Annotated in this window: 15 protein-coding genes; 7 read left to right on the plus strand and 8 right to left on the minus strand. The window is 62.9% G+C overall.

All coding sequences use genetic code 11. The annotated features are described in order from the left end of the window. Positions 1–11: 11 nt before the first annotated feature. Positions 12–371, plus strand: a complete 360-nt coding sequence (locus tag ACMDB8_RS15900; RefSeq protein WP_056727362.1) for a cupin domain-containing protein — start codon at positions 12–14, stop codon at positions 369–371. Here ACMDB8_RS15900 and ACMDB8_RS15905 read toward each other — a convergent pair. The 6 genes from ACMDB8_RS15905 to ACMDB8_RS15930 all read right to left on the minus strand — a co-directional run bounded on the left by ACMDB8_RS15905 (position 368) and on the right by ACMDB8_RS15930 (position 6730). Then, the gene (locus ACMDB8_RS15905) at positions 368–1435 is read right to left on the minus strand and encodes a GGDEF domain-containing protein (protein ID WP_409078714.1); all 1068 of its coding nucleotides are present in this window, start codon (positions 1433–1435) and stop codon (positions 368–370) included. The genes ACMDB8_RS15900 and ACMDB8_RS15905 overlap by 4 nt on opposite strands. A gap of 600 nt (positions 1436–2035) precedes the next feature. Beyond that, entirely contained in the window at positions 2036–3076 is a 1041-nt protein-coding gene (locus ACMDB8_RS15910) for an ABC transporter substrate-binding protein (protein ID WP_409078713.1), read from the minus strand. A gap of 35 nt (positions 3077–3111) precedes the next feature. Continuing rightward, entirely contained in the window at positions 3112–4281 is a 1170-nt protein-coding gene (gene argE / locus ACMDB8_RS15915; protein ID WP_409078712.1) for an acetylornithine deacetylase, read from the minus strand. Then, a complete protein-coding gene (locus ACMDB8_RS15920; RefSeq protein ID WP_056727371.1) occupies positions 4274–4948 on the minus strand; it encodes a DUF1028 domain-containing protein in 675 nt (224 codons plus the stop codon). Before ACMDB8_RS15920 ends, argE begins: the two co-directional genes overlap by 8 nt. A gap of 10 nt (positions 4949–4958) precedes the next feature. Further along, positions 4959–5369 carry a RidA family protein gene (locus ACMDB8_RS15925; RefSeq protein WP_003201555.1) on the minus strand — a complete coding sequence of 137 codons (411 nt, stop codon included), beginning with the start codon at positions 5367–5369 and terminating at the stop codon, positions 4959–4961. Next, positions 5369–6730, minus strand: a complete 1362-nt coding sequence (locus ACMDB8_RS15930) for a flavin-containing monooxygenase (protein WP_223541802.1) — start codon at positions 6728–6730, stop codon at positions 5369–5371. Before ACMDB8_RS15930 ends, ACMDB8_RS15925 begins: the two co-directional genes overlap by 1 nt. A gap of 274 nt (positions 6731–7004) precedes the next feature. Between ACMDB8_RS15930 and ACMDB8_RS15935 the strand changes: the two genes are divergently transcribed. Together ACMDB8_RS15935 and ACMDB8_RS15940 are read left to right on the plus strand one after the other, a co-directional pair. Then, positions 7005–8381 carry a pyridoxal-phosphate dependent enzyme gene (locus tag ACMDB8_RS15935; protein WP_409078711.1) on the plus strand — a complete coding sequence of 459 codons (1377 nt, stop codon included), beginning with the start codon at positions 7005–7007 and terminating at the stop codon, positions 8379–8381. Then, positions 8378–9556: a trans-sulfuration enzyme family protein gene (locus tag ACMDB8_RS15940; protein ID WP_056727374.1), complete on the plus strand. Its 1179-nt coding sequence runs from the start codon at positions 8378–8380 to the stop codon at positions 9554–9556. Before ACMDB8_RS15935 ends, ACMDB8_RS15940 begins: the two co-directional genes overlap by 4 nt. Before the next feature lie 134 nt (positions 9557–9690). Here ACMDB8_RS15940 and ACMDB8_RS15945 read toward each other — a convergent pair whose 3' ends face one another. Both ACMDB8_RS15945 and ACMDB8_RS15950 read right to left on the minus strand, forming a co-directional pair. Further along, positions 9691–10305 carry a hypothetical protein gene (locus ACMDB8_RS15945; RefSeq protein ID WP_056727376.1) on the minus strand — a complete coding sequence of 205 codons (615 nt, stop codon included), beginning with the start codon at positions 10303–10305 and terminating at the stop codon, positions 9691–9693. Beyond that, a complete protein-coding gene (locus ACMDB8_RS15950; protein ID WP_223541804.1) occupies positions 10302–11762 on the minus strand; it encodes a PAAR domain-containing protein in 1461 nt (486 codons plus the stop codon). Before ACMDB8_RS15950 ends, ACMDB8_RS15945 begins: the two co-directional genes overlap by 4 nt. Positions 11763–12170: 408 nt before the next feature. Between ACMDB8_RS15950 and ACMDB8_RS15955 the strand changes: the two genes are divergently transcribed. Genes ACMDB8_RS15955 through phnE form a run of 4 tightly spaced genes read left to right on the plus strand, consistent with a single transcriptional unit; the run spans position 12171 to position 15401 of the window. Beyond that, positions 12171–13022 (plus strand): putative selenate ABC transporter substrate-binding protein, encoded by an 852-nt coding sequence (locus ACMDB8_RS15955; RefSeq protein WP_056727378.1) that lies wholly within the window; start codon positions 12171–12173, stop codon positions 13020–13022. Continuing rightward, positions 13019–13816 (plus strand): phosphonate ABC transporter ATP-binding protein, encoded by a 798-nt coding sequence (locus ACMDB8_RS15960; protein ID WP_056727380.1) that lies wholly within the window; start codon positions 13019–13021, stop codon positions 13814–13816. The genes ACMDB8_RS15955 and ACMDB8_RS15960 overlap by 4 nt, the downstream gene beginning before the upstream one ends. Then, the gene (locus ACMDB8_RS15965; protein WP_056727382.1) at positions 13810–14637 is read left to right on the plus strand and encodes a PhnE/PtxC family ABC transporter permease; all 828 of its coding nucleotides are present in this window, start codon (positions 13810–13812) and stop codon (positions 14635–14637) included. Before ACMDB8_RS15960 ends, ACMDB8_RS15965 begins: the two co-directional genes overlap by 7 nt. Beyond that, complete coding sequence (phnE, locus tag ACMDB8_RS15970; protein ID WP_409078710.1) at positions 14634–15401, plus strand: phosphonate ABC transporter, permease protein PhnE; 768 nt, start codon at positions 14634–14636, stop codon at positions 15399–15401. The genes ACMDB8_RS15965 and phnE overlap by 4 nt, the downstream gene beginning before the upstream one ends. Positions 15402–15549 lie beyond the last annotated feature (148 nt).

Consider the following 15549-nt stretch of genomic DNA (forward strand, 5'->3'; position numbering starts at 1 on the left):
CGGAGACCACCATGTCCACAGCCCTGCCCCGGCACGTCATCGACTTCGCCAGCGACCTTGCTCCCCGTGAAACTGAAATCAACGACCCGGCCGTGGTTGACGCGCCTTACCGCAGCAAGAGTTGGCGGCACTTTGTGCAGCCCGGAAAAAACGCCGTGGCCGGCATCTGGGAGGCGGGACCGCACCGCGAGCGCTGTCAGTGCGATTACGACGAGCTGTGTCACATCCTTGAAGGCAGCGTGCGCCTGACCGATGCCGAGGGCGTCGCGCGCACGTTCGGCCCCGGTGATTCCTTCGTGGTCGCCAGCGGATTCAACGGCACCTGGGAAAACCTCACGACGGTGCGCAAGGTCTACTTCATCCTCGGCTAAACGGCCCCGACCGCTACGTCAGGCTGCTGACGTACCTGATTGCGCCCGTTGCGCTTGGCCTGGTACAGCGCATCGTCGGCGCGGGTCAGCAGGCTTTCCGGTGTGTCGCCAGTTTGCGCATGGGCCACGCCAAACGATGCGGTGATGGTGTCCAGCACCGTGTCGGTGCCCCGGGCCTTGACCCGCAGCGACTGGATTTTCAGGCGCAGGCGCTCGGCAAAAGCGCCCGCGGCCGCCATATCCGGGCAATCCTTGAGCACCACGCAGAACTCCTCGCCGCCATAACGCGCCGCGAACGCTTCTTCGGGCAGCGAATCGCGCAACACCCGGGCGACATGCTGCAGCACGCGGTCACCCAAGGGATGGCCGTACTGGTCGTTGAACTGCTTGAAGTGATCGATATCCAGCATCACCAGCGCCACACCCCTCGCCACGTTGCCCATGGCCTGTTCAAGCTGGCGGTTGAAGGTGGAGCGGTTGAGCAATTCGGTCAGGCCATCGAGGGTCGCCGCCAGTTGGGCGCGTTCGAGTTTGTCCCGCAGGCTTTTGATTTCATGCTGCGCCGACTGCAACTGGGCGAGGAAATGCTCCTGCTGCCCCTGCATCAGCCGAGTGCTTTGTTGCAGCTGGATCAGGATGCTCGGCAAGCGCTCGTCGGCGGGTTCTTCGAGCATCTGCAGGTATTGGCCAAGGCTGGCCTGGAAGTTCTGGTTGCCTTGCACGCTGCGCGAAACATCGCGCTCCATGTCGTCGACCAGGTTGATCGCATCCTGCTGCCCGGAGCGGGCATCCGCCAGTTCATCGCGGATGATGTACTCGCGAAACAGCTTGGTGGCGGACTCCGGCGGAAAATAGTCAAAGTCGTTGACCACCCGGTCCAGTTGCCGGTTGAGCTCCGGCTCCTGGCCCTTGCTGTAGGTGTACCAGAGCGCGTAATGCACCGGGTTGGGCGGAATGTTGTGACGAACCATCAGCGGCACTGCCTGCTTGAGCAATGCCGCGGCCTCGCGGGAGTCTTCCGGATACAGCGCTAGAACAGTCGCTCGCGTGTCTGATTGGCTCATGGTTTCACTGTGATTGTTATCATTGGCGTTTGGCAAACTCGCTGAGCATAGCGATACGCCCGGCAAACGACCATCCCGATTTACACAATCATTTCAACCCGGTGTGCCCGAGGTATTGCACCCGGCTTTTTTGTGGGAGCGAGCCTGCTCCGGGCGGCGTTCCGACGATGGCGGTGTATCAACCAACGACGATGTTGGATTTGATGGCCTCATCGCGAGCAAGCTCGCTCCCACAGGGGCTCTGCGTTTTAACTGATCACCATCACCACTGCGCGAGGGCGGCAAAGCTTGCACCCGAGGTATTGCACCAGGCTTTTTTGTGGGAGCGAGCTTGCTCGCGATGGCGGTGCATCAGTCAACGAAGATGTTGGATCTGATGGCCTCATCGCGAGCAAGCTCGCTCCCACAGGGTCCTGTGTTTTAACTGACTGCCATCACCACTGCGCGAAGGCGGCAAAGTTTGAACCCGAGGTTTTGCACCAGGCTTTTTTGTGGGAGCGAGCTTGCTCGCGATGGCGGTGCATCAGTCAACGAAGATGTTGAAGCTGATGGCCTCATCGCGAGCAAGCTCGCTCCTACAGGGGTTATGCGGTGCCTGTGTCAGCGCGCAGCCCAGGCATTGAAGCGCTGTTCAAGCTCTTCGCCATGGTCGACCCAGAACTCCGCGTCCACGGCCCGCGCACCGGCCAGGTTGGCCTCGGCGGTCGGCAGTTGCTCCTGCACGGCCTTGGGCAGCAATGGCAGGGTCTGGCGATGCACCGGCCCGTAGGGGATGGTTTCGGAGAAGACTTTTTGCGTCTGCGGCTGGCTGGCAAATGCAATGAAATTTTCCGCCAATGCCTTGTTCGGCGTGCCTTTGACCACCGCCCAGTATTCCGGGTCGTACAGGCTCTGCGGCCAGACGATGCTCAGCTTCATGCCTTCCTTCTGCGCCGAGGCGATCCGGCCGTTGTAGGCCGCGCTCATCACCACGTCCCCGGCCACCAGCCATTGCGCTGGCTGGGCGCCCGCCTCCCACCACTGGATGTTCGGCTTGATCTGGTCGAGCTTGGCAAAGGCCCGCGTCACGCCTTGCGGGGTGTTCAAGACCTTGTACACATCGTCCGCCTTGACCCCGTCGGCCAGCAAGGCGATTTCCAGGGTGTACTTGGCGCTCTTGCGCAGGCCACGCTTGCCCGGGAAGTCGGCGATGTTCCAGAAGTCTGCCCAGGACTGCGGCGCCTTGGCCTGCTTGCTCTGGTCGTAGGCCATGACCATCGACCAGACGTAAGTGGCCACCCCGCACTCGGTCAGCGCACCGGGCACAAAGTTCGCCGAGTCACCGAAGCGTCCTTGATCGAGCTTCTCGAACAGGCCCTCCTCGCAGCCGCGCAGCAGCTCGGGGCTTTCGACTTCTACCACGTCCCAACTGGTGTGACCGGCGGAGACCATGGCCTTGATCTTCGACAGCTCGCCGTTGTACTCACCGGCGATGATGTTGCCCGCGCCACTGGCGTTGAAGGGCTGGAAATAGGCCTTATCCTGGGCCTGTTTGGTAGCACCGCCGAAGGAAATCACGGTGAGGTCCTGGGGGGCCGCCCACACACTGGCACTGAGCAACGCCAGGGCAAACGGAACACTGCAACGCAAGGATCTGGACATGGATCGCTTCCTCGGGGCTTGTCGGCCCGTTGTTGTTATGGGTGTTCGGATTCACTCAAGTAAGCCGCCAGGCGATCCATCAAGCGGTCACAGGCCGCCATCTGGACAACGCTGACAAATTCATCGGGCTTGTGCCCCTGGTCCATGCTGCCGGGACCGCAGACCACCGAAGGAATGCCGGCCTGATCGAACAGCCCGCCTTCGGTGCCAAAGGCCACGGTGCTGAACGCGTCGCTGCCGCACAGTTGGGCAATCAGCCGGGCCGCCGCGCTGTCGACGGGTGTCGCAAGGCCGGGGTAGGCGGAAATTTTTTCAAAGCGGATAGCGGTATCGGTGTCCACGGCCTGCATGGCCGGCAGCAGCGTCTGCTCGGCGTAGTCCTGCAGTTCGTCGACGACCACTTGCGGGGCGAAGTCGGGCAAGGCGCGGATCTCGAAATCGAAACGGCAGTCCGCTGGCACGATGTTCAGCGCCGTACCGCCCTGGATCACTCCGACCTGCACGGTCGAGAACGCCGGATCGAAGCGCTTGTCGTGCAAAGTTGGCCGGGCCAGGGTGGCACCGATGTCGCCCAGCCGACCGATCAGGCGCGCGGCCTGCTCGATGGCATTGACCCCGTAAGGCGCGTAGGCCGAATGGCAAGCGGCACCGCGCACGTGGCAACGCATCGCGAGTTTGCCTTTGTGGCCGAGCACCGGCTTGAGTTCGGTCGGCTCGCCAATCAGGCACAAGGCCGGAGCCGGGATGCGCTGGGGCAGCACTTCCAGCAAACCGCGCACACCAAGGCAGCCGACCTCTTCGTCATAGGAAAACGCCAAATGCACCGGGCGCTTCAAAGGGCTGGAGAGAAACATCGGCACTGCCGCCAGCACCGAAGCCAGATAGCCCTTCATGTCCGCGGTGCCACGGCCGTAAAGCTTGCCATTCGCCTCGCTCAGGCTGAATGGTTCGACCGTCCAGGCCTGGCCGTCCACCGGCACCACGTCGGTGTGCCCGGACAGCACGATGCCGCCGGCCACACGCGGGCCGACCGTGGCCAACAGATTGGCCTTGGTCCGCTCGGCGTTGTAGATCAGTTCGCAATCCACGCCCAGTTCGTGCAGATAGTCACGCACGAACTCGATCAGCTCCAGGTTCGAATCGCGGCTGACCGTGGCGAACCCGATCAATCGCGCGAGCATGGCGCGGCTGCGCAACTCACTCATCGCCGGGCACTCCATAGGCGGGGGCCAGGGTCGGATTGAGGGCACGGGTCAGATAATCCTGAAGTTGCGGCTCGTAGGCCGCCCACAGCTTGCCCAGCTCGCCGATCGGGTTTTCATCCGCCCAATCCACCCGCAGGTCGACCATCGGCCAGGTCAGGTCACCGACCACCGACAGCGCCGCCGAGTGCACCGCGCCGGCTTCGCCACCGGCATCCTGCCCGGCCTGCAACGCGTTCATCAGCCGGGTGGCGAGGCAGCCTTCGCTGTTTTCGAACGCCGCGACCATGGCCTCGATCACCCCACTGTTGGCCAGCAGGTTACCGGCCGCCACGCATTGGTCACCGGCCACCGCATTATTGATGCCCAGGGCATGGTTGCCGCTGAACACCGCCGTGCGCCCATGGGCATCGACCACCGCCACCTGCCGATACTGGCTGTAGCCGTTGCGGGTCAATGAGTGGTCCAGCGCCTGGGGCGGCGCCGAGCCGCCTGCCAGTTCATCGAGGATCTGCGGACCGAGGGCCGGCAGCGTGATGTTCTGGCTCGACACCGCACCGACACCGGCACGCAGCCACGGGCAGCGCGCGCCGACGGCAATGCTCGAAGAGCTGATGGCAATGCCCAGCTGGCCGGTCTCGGCGCAGCGACCCACGATGGAAAAAGTCATGACGAACTCCTTATTCAGGGATGACAGCGATCACGTCGATTTCCATCAGCCACTGCGGCTGGCCGAGGGCACTGACCACCAGGCCAGTGGAAATCGGGAACACGCCCTTGAGCCACTTGCCGACCTCCTGGTACACCGGCTCGCGGTAGCGCGGGTCGATCAGGTAGGTGGTGGTCTTGACGATGTGGCTCAGGTCGCTGCCCGCCTCTTCGAGCAGTTGCTTGACGTTGCGCATGGCCTGCTCGGCCTGGGCACGCGGATCGCCGAGGCCTACCAATTGACCGTTGAAATCGGTGCCGACCTGACCACGCACATACACGGTGTTGCCGGCACGCACGGCCTGGCACAAATCGTTGTCCAGCGTCTGGTTCGGGTAGGTGTCTTTGGTGTTGAACATGCGGATGCGGGTATGAGTAGGCATTAACGAACTCCCATGAGGCTGGCTTTCTGAAGAGGTGCACGGGCGGCTTCGGCTTGACGCTGGGTCGCATCCCGGTAGTTGAGATAGGTGTGCTGTTTAACGATGTGATCGGCGATGTGCTTGGCGTCGTGCCAGACGCCCCAGATAAACGCGGAGCCGCGACGGGACTGCCAAGGCAACCCGACGAAATACACCCCGGGCTCGGCCGACACGCCGCGCTGGTGCCGAGGCTTGCCGTTTTCCTTGAAGGCATCGACCTTCAGCCAGCTGTAGTCGGTGGAGTAGCCGGTGGCCCAGATGATGGTGGTGACGCCGGCCTTGAGCAGGTCCAGCTCCAGGATTGGATTCGTCACGCAATCCGGGTCCGCCAGCATGGCCCGGGCTTCGGGTTCCAGCGGCAGGTCCAGGCCGTTGCGTTCGATGTAGGCGTCGGCCTTGTCGAGCAGCGCCAGGTAGTTTTCATCGCCACGCTGGATGTTGTCGGCGAGGTTATTCTCGAAACTCACCACAGCGCCGTTGAACGCCTGGGTCAGGCCGACCAGGGTCATGCCCTGGTGAGCCAGGCGGCGGAAGTCCACGGTGTGGCCGCCACGGGCACCGCTCACGGCGATGGTCACGTGCTCTTTACCGGGCTGCATGGCTTCGGCATCCCACTCGCCCAACACCCCCAGCCACCAGCAGAAATCACGGTTGCGATAGGCACGGGGCGGACGATCGTGGGCGCCCACCGACAGGTAGACCTGCTTGCCGGAACGTTGCAGTTCATCGGCGATCTGCACCCCCGAGGAACCGGCGCCCACCACCAGCACCGCGCCTTCGGCCAGTTGCTGCGGGTTGTAGTACTGGGCGGAGTGAATCTGGGTGATGCCGGCGATTTCGGGGGCAATCGGCGGGATTGCCGGACGCTGGAACGGACCGGTGGCGACCACCACATGCCGGGCTTCGATCACGCCGTCGGAAGTTTCAACGGTGAAACCGGGACGGTCGATGTTACGTTCGACTTTTTTCACATCCACGCCGGTGCGGATCGGCGCGTTGAACTTCTTGGCATAGGCTTCGAAGTACGCAGCCACTTGCTCTTTACCGGCGAAGGCATCCGGGTCCAGACCGTCGAATTCCAGCCCCGGGAAACGGTCGTGCCAGGCAGGGCCGTTGGCTACCAGCGAATCCCAGCGACCGGTGCGCCAGGCTTCGGCGATACGATTGCGCTCCACTACGAGGTGAGGCACACCGAGCTTGCTCAGGTGTTCGCTCATGGCCACACCGGCCTGGCCGGCGCCAACAACAAGCGTATCAATTGCGGTTTTATCAACTGTCATGGCTGTGCACTTCTGAAAGGTGGTTTGATTCAGGTCGGTCATGGCTGCCGCCTCGATTCTGATCACTGTTGTTCTTCTGCTTCGGCTATCGGTGTCAGGGTGTTGGCCGCATTCTGTTCGGAGCCGGGAAATAGCGAAATTATGTTTTTTGTGGTCGCTGGCGAGGAAAAAGCGTCGAGGTGACCGACTGGCCGTGCAAGGTTGCGGTCGACCCGATCCCGGCCTATGGTCCAAGCGATGCATTGCCCGCGACCGGCGCGAAGACCCGGCGCGGATTGCTGTCCATCCAGTGCGGATTTACGCAAGGAGTGATGACATGCCCGACAATTCCCGTCCTGCCGTGCTCGAACTGATCGGCAATACACCTCTGGTGCGCGTCAGCCGTTTCGATACCGGCCCCTGCACCCTGTTTCTCAAACTCGAATCCCAGAACCCCGGCGGCTCGATCAAGGACCGCATCGGTCTGGCCATGATCGATACCGCCGAACGCGATGGTCGCCTCAAGCCCGGCGGCACCATCGTCGAAGCCACCGCCGGCAACACCGGCCTGGGCCTGGCCCTGGTCGGTCGCGCCAAGGGCTACCGCGTGGTGCTGGTGGTGCCGGACAAGATGTCCACCGAGAAGGTCTTGCACCTCAAGGCCATGGGCGCCGAGGTGCACATCACCCGCTCCGACGTCGGCAAGGGCCATCCCGAGTACTACCAGGACGTCGCTGCGCGGCTGGCGGCGGAAATTCCCGATGCGTTCTTCGCCGACCAGTTCAACAACCCGGCCAACCCGCTGGCCCACGAATGCAGCACCGCGCCGGAGATCTGGGCGCAAACCCAGCATGATGTGGACGCCATCGTCGTCGGCGTCGGTTCGGCCGGCACCCTCACCGGCCTGACCCGCTTCTTCAAACGGGTGCAGCCGGACCTGGAAATGGTCCTGGCCGACCCGGTGGGCTCGGTGATGGCCGAATACAGCCGCGGTGGCACCCTCCCCCCCCCCGGTTCCTGGGCGGTGGAAGGCATTGGCGAAGACTTCATTCCGTCAATTGCCGATCTGTCGAGCGTGCGCCATGCCTATTCGATCAGCGACGAAGAAAGCTTCGACCATGCCCGCCAACTGCTGCGTGCCGAAGGTATTCTCGGTGGCTCGTCGACCGGCACCTTGCTGGCGGCGGCGTTGCGTTACTGCCGCGAACAGACCCAGCCGAAACGGGTGGTGAGCTTCGTCTGCGACACCGGGACGCGTTACCTGTCGAAGGTCTACAACGACCAGTGGATGAACGATCAGGGCCTGCTGCAACGCAAGCACTACGGCGACCTGCGCGACCTGATCGCGCGGCGCTTCGAGGATGGCCGGGTGATCAGCGTCGGCCCGGATGACACGCTACTGACGGCTTTTCAACGCATGCGCCTGGCGGATGTCTCGCAGCTACCAGTGCTGGTGAACGGCAAACAACTGGTCGGCGTCATCGATGAATCCGACATCCTGCTGGGCGTGCACGAAGACGTTGCGCACTTTCGCAAGGCCGTCTCCAGCGCCATGACCGACAAACTGCAAACCCTGTCCCCCGATGCCACCCTGGCCGAGCTGGAAGCCGAGCTGGGCCGTGGGCTGGTGGCGATCATCCAGGATGCCTCGGGCTTCCACGGCCTGATTACCCGAACCGACATGCTCAACCATTTGCGGAGATCCCTGCCATGAGTCAACAGGACAAAAACACCCCGCCACAGGGCTTCGCCACCCGGGTGATCCACGCCGGGCAAGCGCCAGACCCATCCACCGGGGCGTTGATGCCGCCGATCTACGCCAACTCCACCTACCTGCAACAGAGCCCCGGGGTGCACAAAGGCCTGGACTACGGGCGTTCGCACAACCCGACGCGCTGGGCGCTGGAGCGCTGCGTGGCCGACCTTGAAGGCGGCACCCGGGGCTTTGCCTTCGCCTCGGGGCTGGCGACCATTTCCACGGTGCTCGAACTGCTCGACGCCGGCTCGCACATCGTCTCGGGCAACGACCTGTACGGCGGCACCTTCCGCCTGTTCGACAAGGTGCGCCAGCGCAGCGCCGGGCACCGCTTCAGCTTCGTCGACCTGACCGACCTGGCGGCGTTCGAGGCCTCCCTGCAAGACGACACCCGCATGGTCATGGTCGAGACACCGAGCAATCCGCTGCTGCGCCTCACCGACCTCGCCGCCATCGCCCGCACCTGCCGCGCCCGCGGCATCATCTGCGTGGCCGACAACACCTTCGCCAGCCCGTGGATCCAGCGCCCGCTGGAGCTGGGTTTCGACATCGTGCTGCACTCGACCACCAAGTACCTCAACGGCCACTCCGACGTGATCGGCGGCATCGCCGTGGTCGGGCAGAACGCCGAACTGGCCGAGCGCCTGGGCTTCCTGCAAAACGCCGTCGGCGCCATCGCCGGCCCGTTCGATGCCTTCCTCACCCTGCGCGGCGTGAAGACCCTGGCCCTGCGCATGGAACGGCATTGCAGCAACGCACTGGACCTGGCGCAGTGGCTGGAGCGCCAACCGCAAGTCTCACGGGTCTACTACCCCGGCCTGCCGTCGCACCCGCAGCACGAACTGGCCCAACGGCAAATGCGCGGTTTCGGCGGGATGATCTCCCTCGACCTCAACAGCGACCTGGCCGGCGCCAAACGCTTCCTTGAAAGCGTGCAGATCTTCGCCCTGGCCGAAAGCCTGGGCGGCGTGGAAAGCCTGATCGAACACCCGGCGATCATGACCCACGCCACCATCCCACCCGATACCCGCGCAGAACTGGGGATTGGTGATGGGTTGGTGCGGTTGTCGGTGGGGGTCGAGGATGTGGAGGATTTGCGGGCGGATCTGGCACAGGCGTTGGCAAGGATGTAATTCACCTGAATTGTGGGACACACAAAACCTGTGGGAGCGAGCTTGCTCGCGATGGCGGTGGATCAGTCGGCAATGATGCAGACTGACGCTCCGCCATCGTCGGAACGCCGCCCGGAGCAAGATCGCCTACAGGGTCAAGGATTCGTCCATGGTGTAGCCAGTGCCAGCGTGATGAGGTAGCGCTCTTCCGTGGGACGCTTTTTGTCCTTGAAACGATGAACCACCAGCATCACTTGATACTTGTCTTGCGCATGCCAATAGGAGGTGCCGCCCTTGTTCACATCGCGCAATTGGGCTCGCCATTGCGGCGTGTCGGCGAACGATGGGTAGTCCTTGAGCCGAATGGCTGTCCAGCCTGTGTTGCGCAGCTGGTCTTGCAAATCCAGTACGACCTTGAGGGTGTCGTCGAGCAGTAGTGGCTCGATTTGTGGAGACATGCGGACGCTCCTCACCTTCTCGTCAGTAAAACTCACGGTAAAGAAGCGGGCCAAAGGGGTTACAAATCCGTATTGAGGATCTACGAAACGCAGGCGGGCATCAGACTTGGGAACGTTGAACCATGAGTGGCCCGGTATGGCGGGGCCAATGCTCGCGCTGGAGCGCTGGCGCATGGTCTCGTATGGCTCACCAATCACTAAGGCGATTTCTGGTTCATCCGACAGGGCTTGAATCGCCGCTGCAGTCAGGAGGGCCGCGACTGCCAGCATCAATAAGCAGCGGCACCAGCCCACACGATGCAGCAGGCTCATCGCACACCCCCACCCACGGCGATCTCCCGAATCGACTGCTCAATCTGGTCGCGCTGGTCGCTTTGCAGCAGTTCGTCAAACTGCGCCGCGGCTTTAAGCACGAAGGCCATGCGCCGCTCGACGTCAGCCAGGTCGGCGAAGGGAAAGTTGCTAAAACCAACGGTGCGCCCGTCCTCGACGGGACGGCACTGACTGGCCAGGGTCAGTTCTATGGCCTGAGCAGCCCCGGAAGGAAGGTTGGTGACGTAGGAGAAATGGTTACCGCGCAGCAACCATTTCAGTCCAGTGTCGTTGTACATCGCCGGTTGCAGGATATTGACCTGTTCGTGTTCGGCAAGAAGCGCGACACTTTCCGCGATATTGCCAGTATCAATCGCCTCGAAGGCCAGGAGGACTTCCTTGTGGTCAGTCCCGAACTTCAGCGCTTCCTGCCCGATCGGCCACAGCACCGGATGCTCACCAGTGCCATAGATGTTCTTCCGTGAATCCAGACAAGCCTTCAGCGCCTGCAACCCCCGCTCCGCATAAAACACATGCAACGGATACACATCCAGGAACAGCGTGGTATTGCCCATCGCCAGCATCTCGTGCACGAACCGGTACATCCGTTGCGCGAGGGGCAACGCACTGTCGACTCCCCAATGGGTGAAGCCCCACACCGGGTTGTCGCGGTTGGCCTGTTCGTAGTCGCGCTGGCGCTGTTCAAATTCCCGTATTGTCGCGCGCTTTTCCCGCTCGCTGGGGCTGAGCAAACCCACCAGCCCTTGCCTGGCGCTGTCCCTCAACTGCTGCATCGTCTCTTCTTCAGTCTGCATCTTGTCGATCGACTCCGCCGCGTGCAGCAGGCCGCAGCCCACCTGCTTGGAGGCAAAGGCCGCAAGGCCGGCCCACTGGAAACGCGGGTCGTGGCGCCACAGCTGGGCGTAGGCGGCGTTGATCGCCTTGTTGCGCGCTTTCGGGTCGGTAATCAGCTTGCCGCCCGGCGCCACGACGTTTTCGACCCGTTGCTGGTAGCCGCGCCAGAGGTTCTCGCAGACCACTCCCGGTCGTTCGCCAAAGGAAGGCGTGGCAGTCTTCGCTGCTGAAGTAAACCCGGATGGGCGAGGCGCGGCCGGAGGACGGGGGGAAGTTGGTGTGGCCGGCTGAGCGGTTTTCCTGGCAGCCGGCGGCGCGGAAGGTTCGTTCACATAACTGCCCTCGAAGTTCGAGGGAAGCAGTCGGGCCTCACAGGGACAGCCACTGAGGCTGTCGAGTGTACCGGCCACGCGCCTGCCATCAGTGATGACATGAGAAACCCCACCCAGGATCCGGTAGCTCTTTTTATCTTTTCCACAACTGACCAAATCACCTTCGCGAGCATGGATGAGGCCGAACAAGCTGAAGCTGTGGTCCCCCTCCAGAACCTCGCCACCACAGGTGGTTTTGTCGCCTGGCCCGATGTAATACCCCAAAGCCATGTCTTGATCTCCCTTTCTACTGGCGTCCCAACGGAGAAGCGCGCCGCTACTGATTAAGTTGCTCTAATCCGAACCTGTCAGGGCAGGGCAAAGCGCGGCGCACAGCGTTAACGCAGGGGAAATAAACGTAAATGGGATGTTTCTGAGAGACGTGTAGGAAATGGAGGATCAATGGCTTTCTGCTGTGGTCTTCCGGCGATACGCGTGAAAGAAACCGTATTTTTCCAGCAGCACACATAATCGTTTGCGTACATTCGCGAGCAAGCTCGCTCCTACAGGTTTTGCTGGTCTGGCACGCAAGAGTCCCTATAATCGCGGCGTTTTCGTCTACCCTCACGAAGCGTCGTGCAGCAATCAGCTTGTGCGGGGCGCATCGACATTTTTCCGCTATTGAACCGGAGAACTTCCATGCTCAAACGTACCCTGGCATTGGCCGTCGGCCTGACCCTGTCCTTTTCCACCCTGCTGGCACAGGCCGCCGACACCCTCAAGGTCAGCGCCATCCCCGACGAAGCCCCCACCGAATTGCAGCGCAAGTTCAAGCCCCTGGGCGAGTACCTGGAGAAGCAACTGGGCATGAAGGTCGAGTTCGTACCGGTGTCCGACTACCCGGCGGTGGTCGAGGCCCTGGCCACAGACCGTATCGACATGGCCTGGCTGGGCGGCTTCACCTTCGTGCAGGCGCGGCTGAAAACCGGCAATGCCATTCCATTGGTACAGCGTGAGCAGGACGCCCAGTTCACCAGCAAATTCATCACCGCCGACCCGGCCGTCAAGTCGCTGGCCGACCTCAAGGGCAAGTCGTTCGCCTTCGGTTCGGTCTCGTCGACGTCGGGCAGTTTGATGCCGCGCTATTTCATGCTGCAGGACGGCATCAAGCCTGAAACTTACTTCAGCCGTGTCGGTTACTCCGGCGCCCACGACGCCACCGTCGCCTGGGTTCAGGCTGGCAAAGTGGACGCCGGCGTGCTCAATGCCAGCGTCTGGGAAAAACTGGTCAAGGCCGGCAAGGTCGACACCGACAAGGTCAAGGTCTTCGCCACCACGCCGGCCTACTTCGACTACAACTGGACCGTGCGCGGCACCCTCGACCCGGCCCTCGCCGAGAAGATCAAGGTGGCCTTCCTCGCGCTCGACCCGGCAAAACCTGAAGACAAGGCCATTCTGGACCTGCAAGCCGCCAGCCGTTTCATTGAGACCAAGCCTGAGAACTACAAGGGCATCGAGGAAGCCGCGCGCGCTGCCGACCTGCTGAAATGACCTTGCACCTGAACCGGGTCAGCCTGACTCACGGCAACGGCGTACGTGCGCTGCATGAGGTCGACCTGCACATCGCTGCCGGTGAGCAGGTCGCGATCATCGGTCCGTCCGGCGCTGGCAAGTCGAGCCTGCTCAACGTGCTGGCCACCGCCCTGCGCCCGGACAACGGCGCGGTCGAGGTACTCGGCGAGCACGCCTGGCAGCTTGGCGCCCATCGGCGTCAGCAGCTGCGGGCGCGCATCGGCCTGGTGCACCAGGCGCCACCCCTGCCACCGCGGCAACGGGTGGTCACGGCGGTGCTGGCCGGAAAGCTGGGCCAGTGGGGTTTTGCCAAAAGCCTGCTGAGCCTGCTGCATCCGGTGGATGTTCCCGGAGCGCGGGCGGCACTGGCCAAGCTGGACCTGGGTGACAAGCTGTTCGCCCAGTGCCAGCAATTGTCCGGCGGCCAACTGCAGCGCGTGGGCATTGCCCGGGTGCTGTACCAGGCGCCCGAAGTGCTGCTGGCCGATGAGCCGGTGTCGGCGATGGACCCGGTGCTGGCCGGGCACACCTTGTCGATCCTCTGCCGCCACGCCCGGGAACACAAGGTGACCCTGGTCGCCAGCCTGCATGCGGTGGACCTGGCCCTGGCGCACTTTTCACGCATCATCGGTTTGCGCGAAGGCCAGGTCCTGTTCGACCTTCCCGCCAGCGACGTCGACCACGATTTGCTCGACAAGCTCTACGCCAACGAACAATTGCTATCGCCGCCCGTTCCGGTGGCGCCCTTGAGCCTGCAGATTCCCCGATGCTGACGCGCGATACACGAGACCCGGCCACCCTGCCCCGCCTGCTGCTCAGTCTGTTGGCGCTTGCCCTGCTGTGGCCCGGTATTCATTTCAGCGAACTGGATCTGGGTGTGCTGCTCCAGGCCGACAGCCAGAGTGAGATGGGCCGGTTTGTCTCAGCCTTCTGGCCACCGGCCCATGACGAAGAGTTCCTCCAGCTACTGTGGCAAGCCACGCTGCAAACCCTGGCCATCGCCACCGCCGGCATGGCCCTGGCCTTGATGTTGGCCGTGCCCGCCAGCTTGTTGGCCAGCCGGGCGCTGTCGTTGTCCGCCGCCTCTCGCAGCGGTCGCCCGAGCGCCTTGGGCCGACTGTTGCGCTGGCCGGTGCGCGGGCTGCTGATCTTCCTGCGCAGCGTGCCGGAAATCGTCTGGGCCCTGCTGTTCGTGCGCGCCGTCGGCCTTGGCCCGACCGCCGGGGTGCTGGCCATCGCCATCACCTACAGCGGCATGCTGGGCAAGGTCTACGCGGAAATCTTCGAGTCCGTCGACCAGCGTCCCGCCCACTCGCTGCTGCAAGCCGGCAGCGGCCGGTTGGCGGCGTTCTGCTACGGCATCCTGCCCAATGTCGCGGCGGAGTTGCTGTCATACACCGTATATCGCTGGGAGTGCGCGATCCGCGCGTCGGTGGTGATGGGCTTCGTCGGTGCCGGCGGGCTGGGCCAGCAGATCGACCTGTCGTTGCGCATGTTCGCCGGCGGTGAAGTGGCGAGCATGTTGCTGACCTTTTTCGTCCTGGTGCTGTTCGCCGATCAGATCAGCCGCCTGCTGCGCTGGAGGTTCGCATGAATCGCCTGATCAACCTGCTGCTGATCCTGTGCATTGGCGCAGCGGTCGTCGCTTCATTCCGCTATCTGGGCATCGACCTCGGCGAACTGGGTGGCAGCGGTAACCTGAAGCAGATGGGCGCCTACGTGCTGCGTTTTCTCAGCCCCGACCTGAGCGCCGGCCATCTGCAAGCCATCGGCCGTGGCGCCGTGGAAACCATGGCCATGTCGGCCCTTGGCACCCTGCTCGCAGCGGTATTTGGCCTGGTACTGGCTCTGCCGGCGGCCGGGCGTTTCGGCTGGCCGTTGCAGAGTGCGTCGCGCCTGGTGCTGAACGCCCTGCGCGCCATTCCCGAACTGGTTTGGGCCGCGCTGATGGTGCTCGCCGCCGGACTCGGCCCCAACGCCGGCACCCTGGCACTGGCCATGCACACCACCGGGGTGCTGGGCCGATTGTTCGCCGAAGCACTGGAAAACACCCCGCCGCAACCGGCCGAAGCGATCCGCTTGCAAGGCGGTAATGTGGTCTGGGCCTTCTGCTACGGCACCCTGCCCAACCTGTTTCCGCAGCTGTTGGCGTACATCCTGTACCGCTGGGAAAACAACATCCGCATGGCCAGTGTGCTCGGTTTTGTTGGGGCTGGGGGGTTGGGGCAGATGCTTTATGTGAGCCTTAGTCTGTTTCAGGAGGCTCAGGCCAGTACGGTGATTTTGGCGATGTTGGTGTTGGTGTTTGCTGTTGATGGGTTGAGTAGTTGGAGTCGGCAGCGTTGGGTTAAGGCGTGATGAGGGATTGGATGGATTTGGTCAGCTGATTGCATTCGAGCTGAGCGAGCATTTGGATGGAGTTGACTAGCGCGTTTTATGGGTATGACCGGCAGAAAACGACCCAAAGCAGACCCTCACCAGGGTATGCATACGGCCAGAAGCGGCT

Source organism: Pseudomonas monachiensis (assembly GCF_047345015.1).
Lineage (GTDB): Bacteria > Pseudomonadota > Gammaproteobacteria > Pseudomonadales > Pseudomonadaceae > Aquipseudomonas > Aquipseudomonas monachiensis.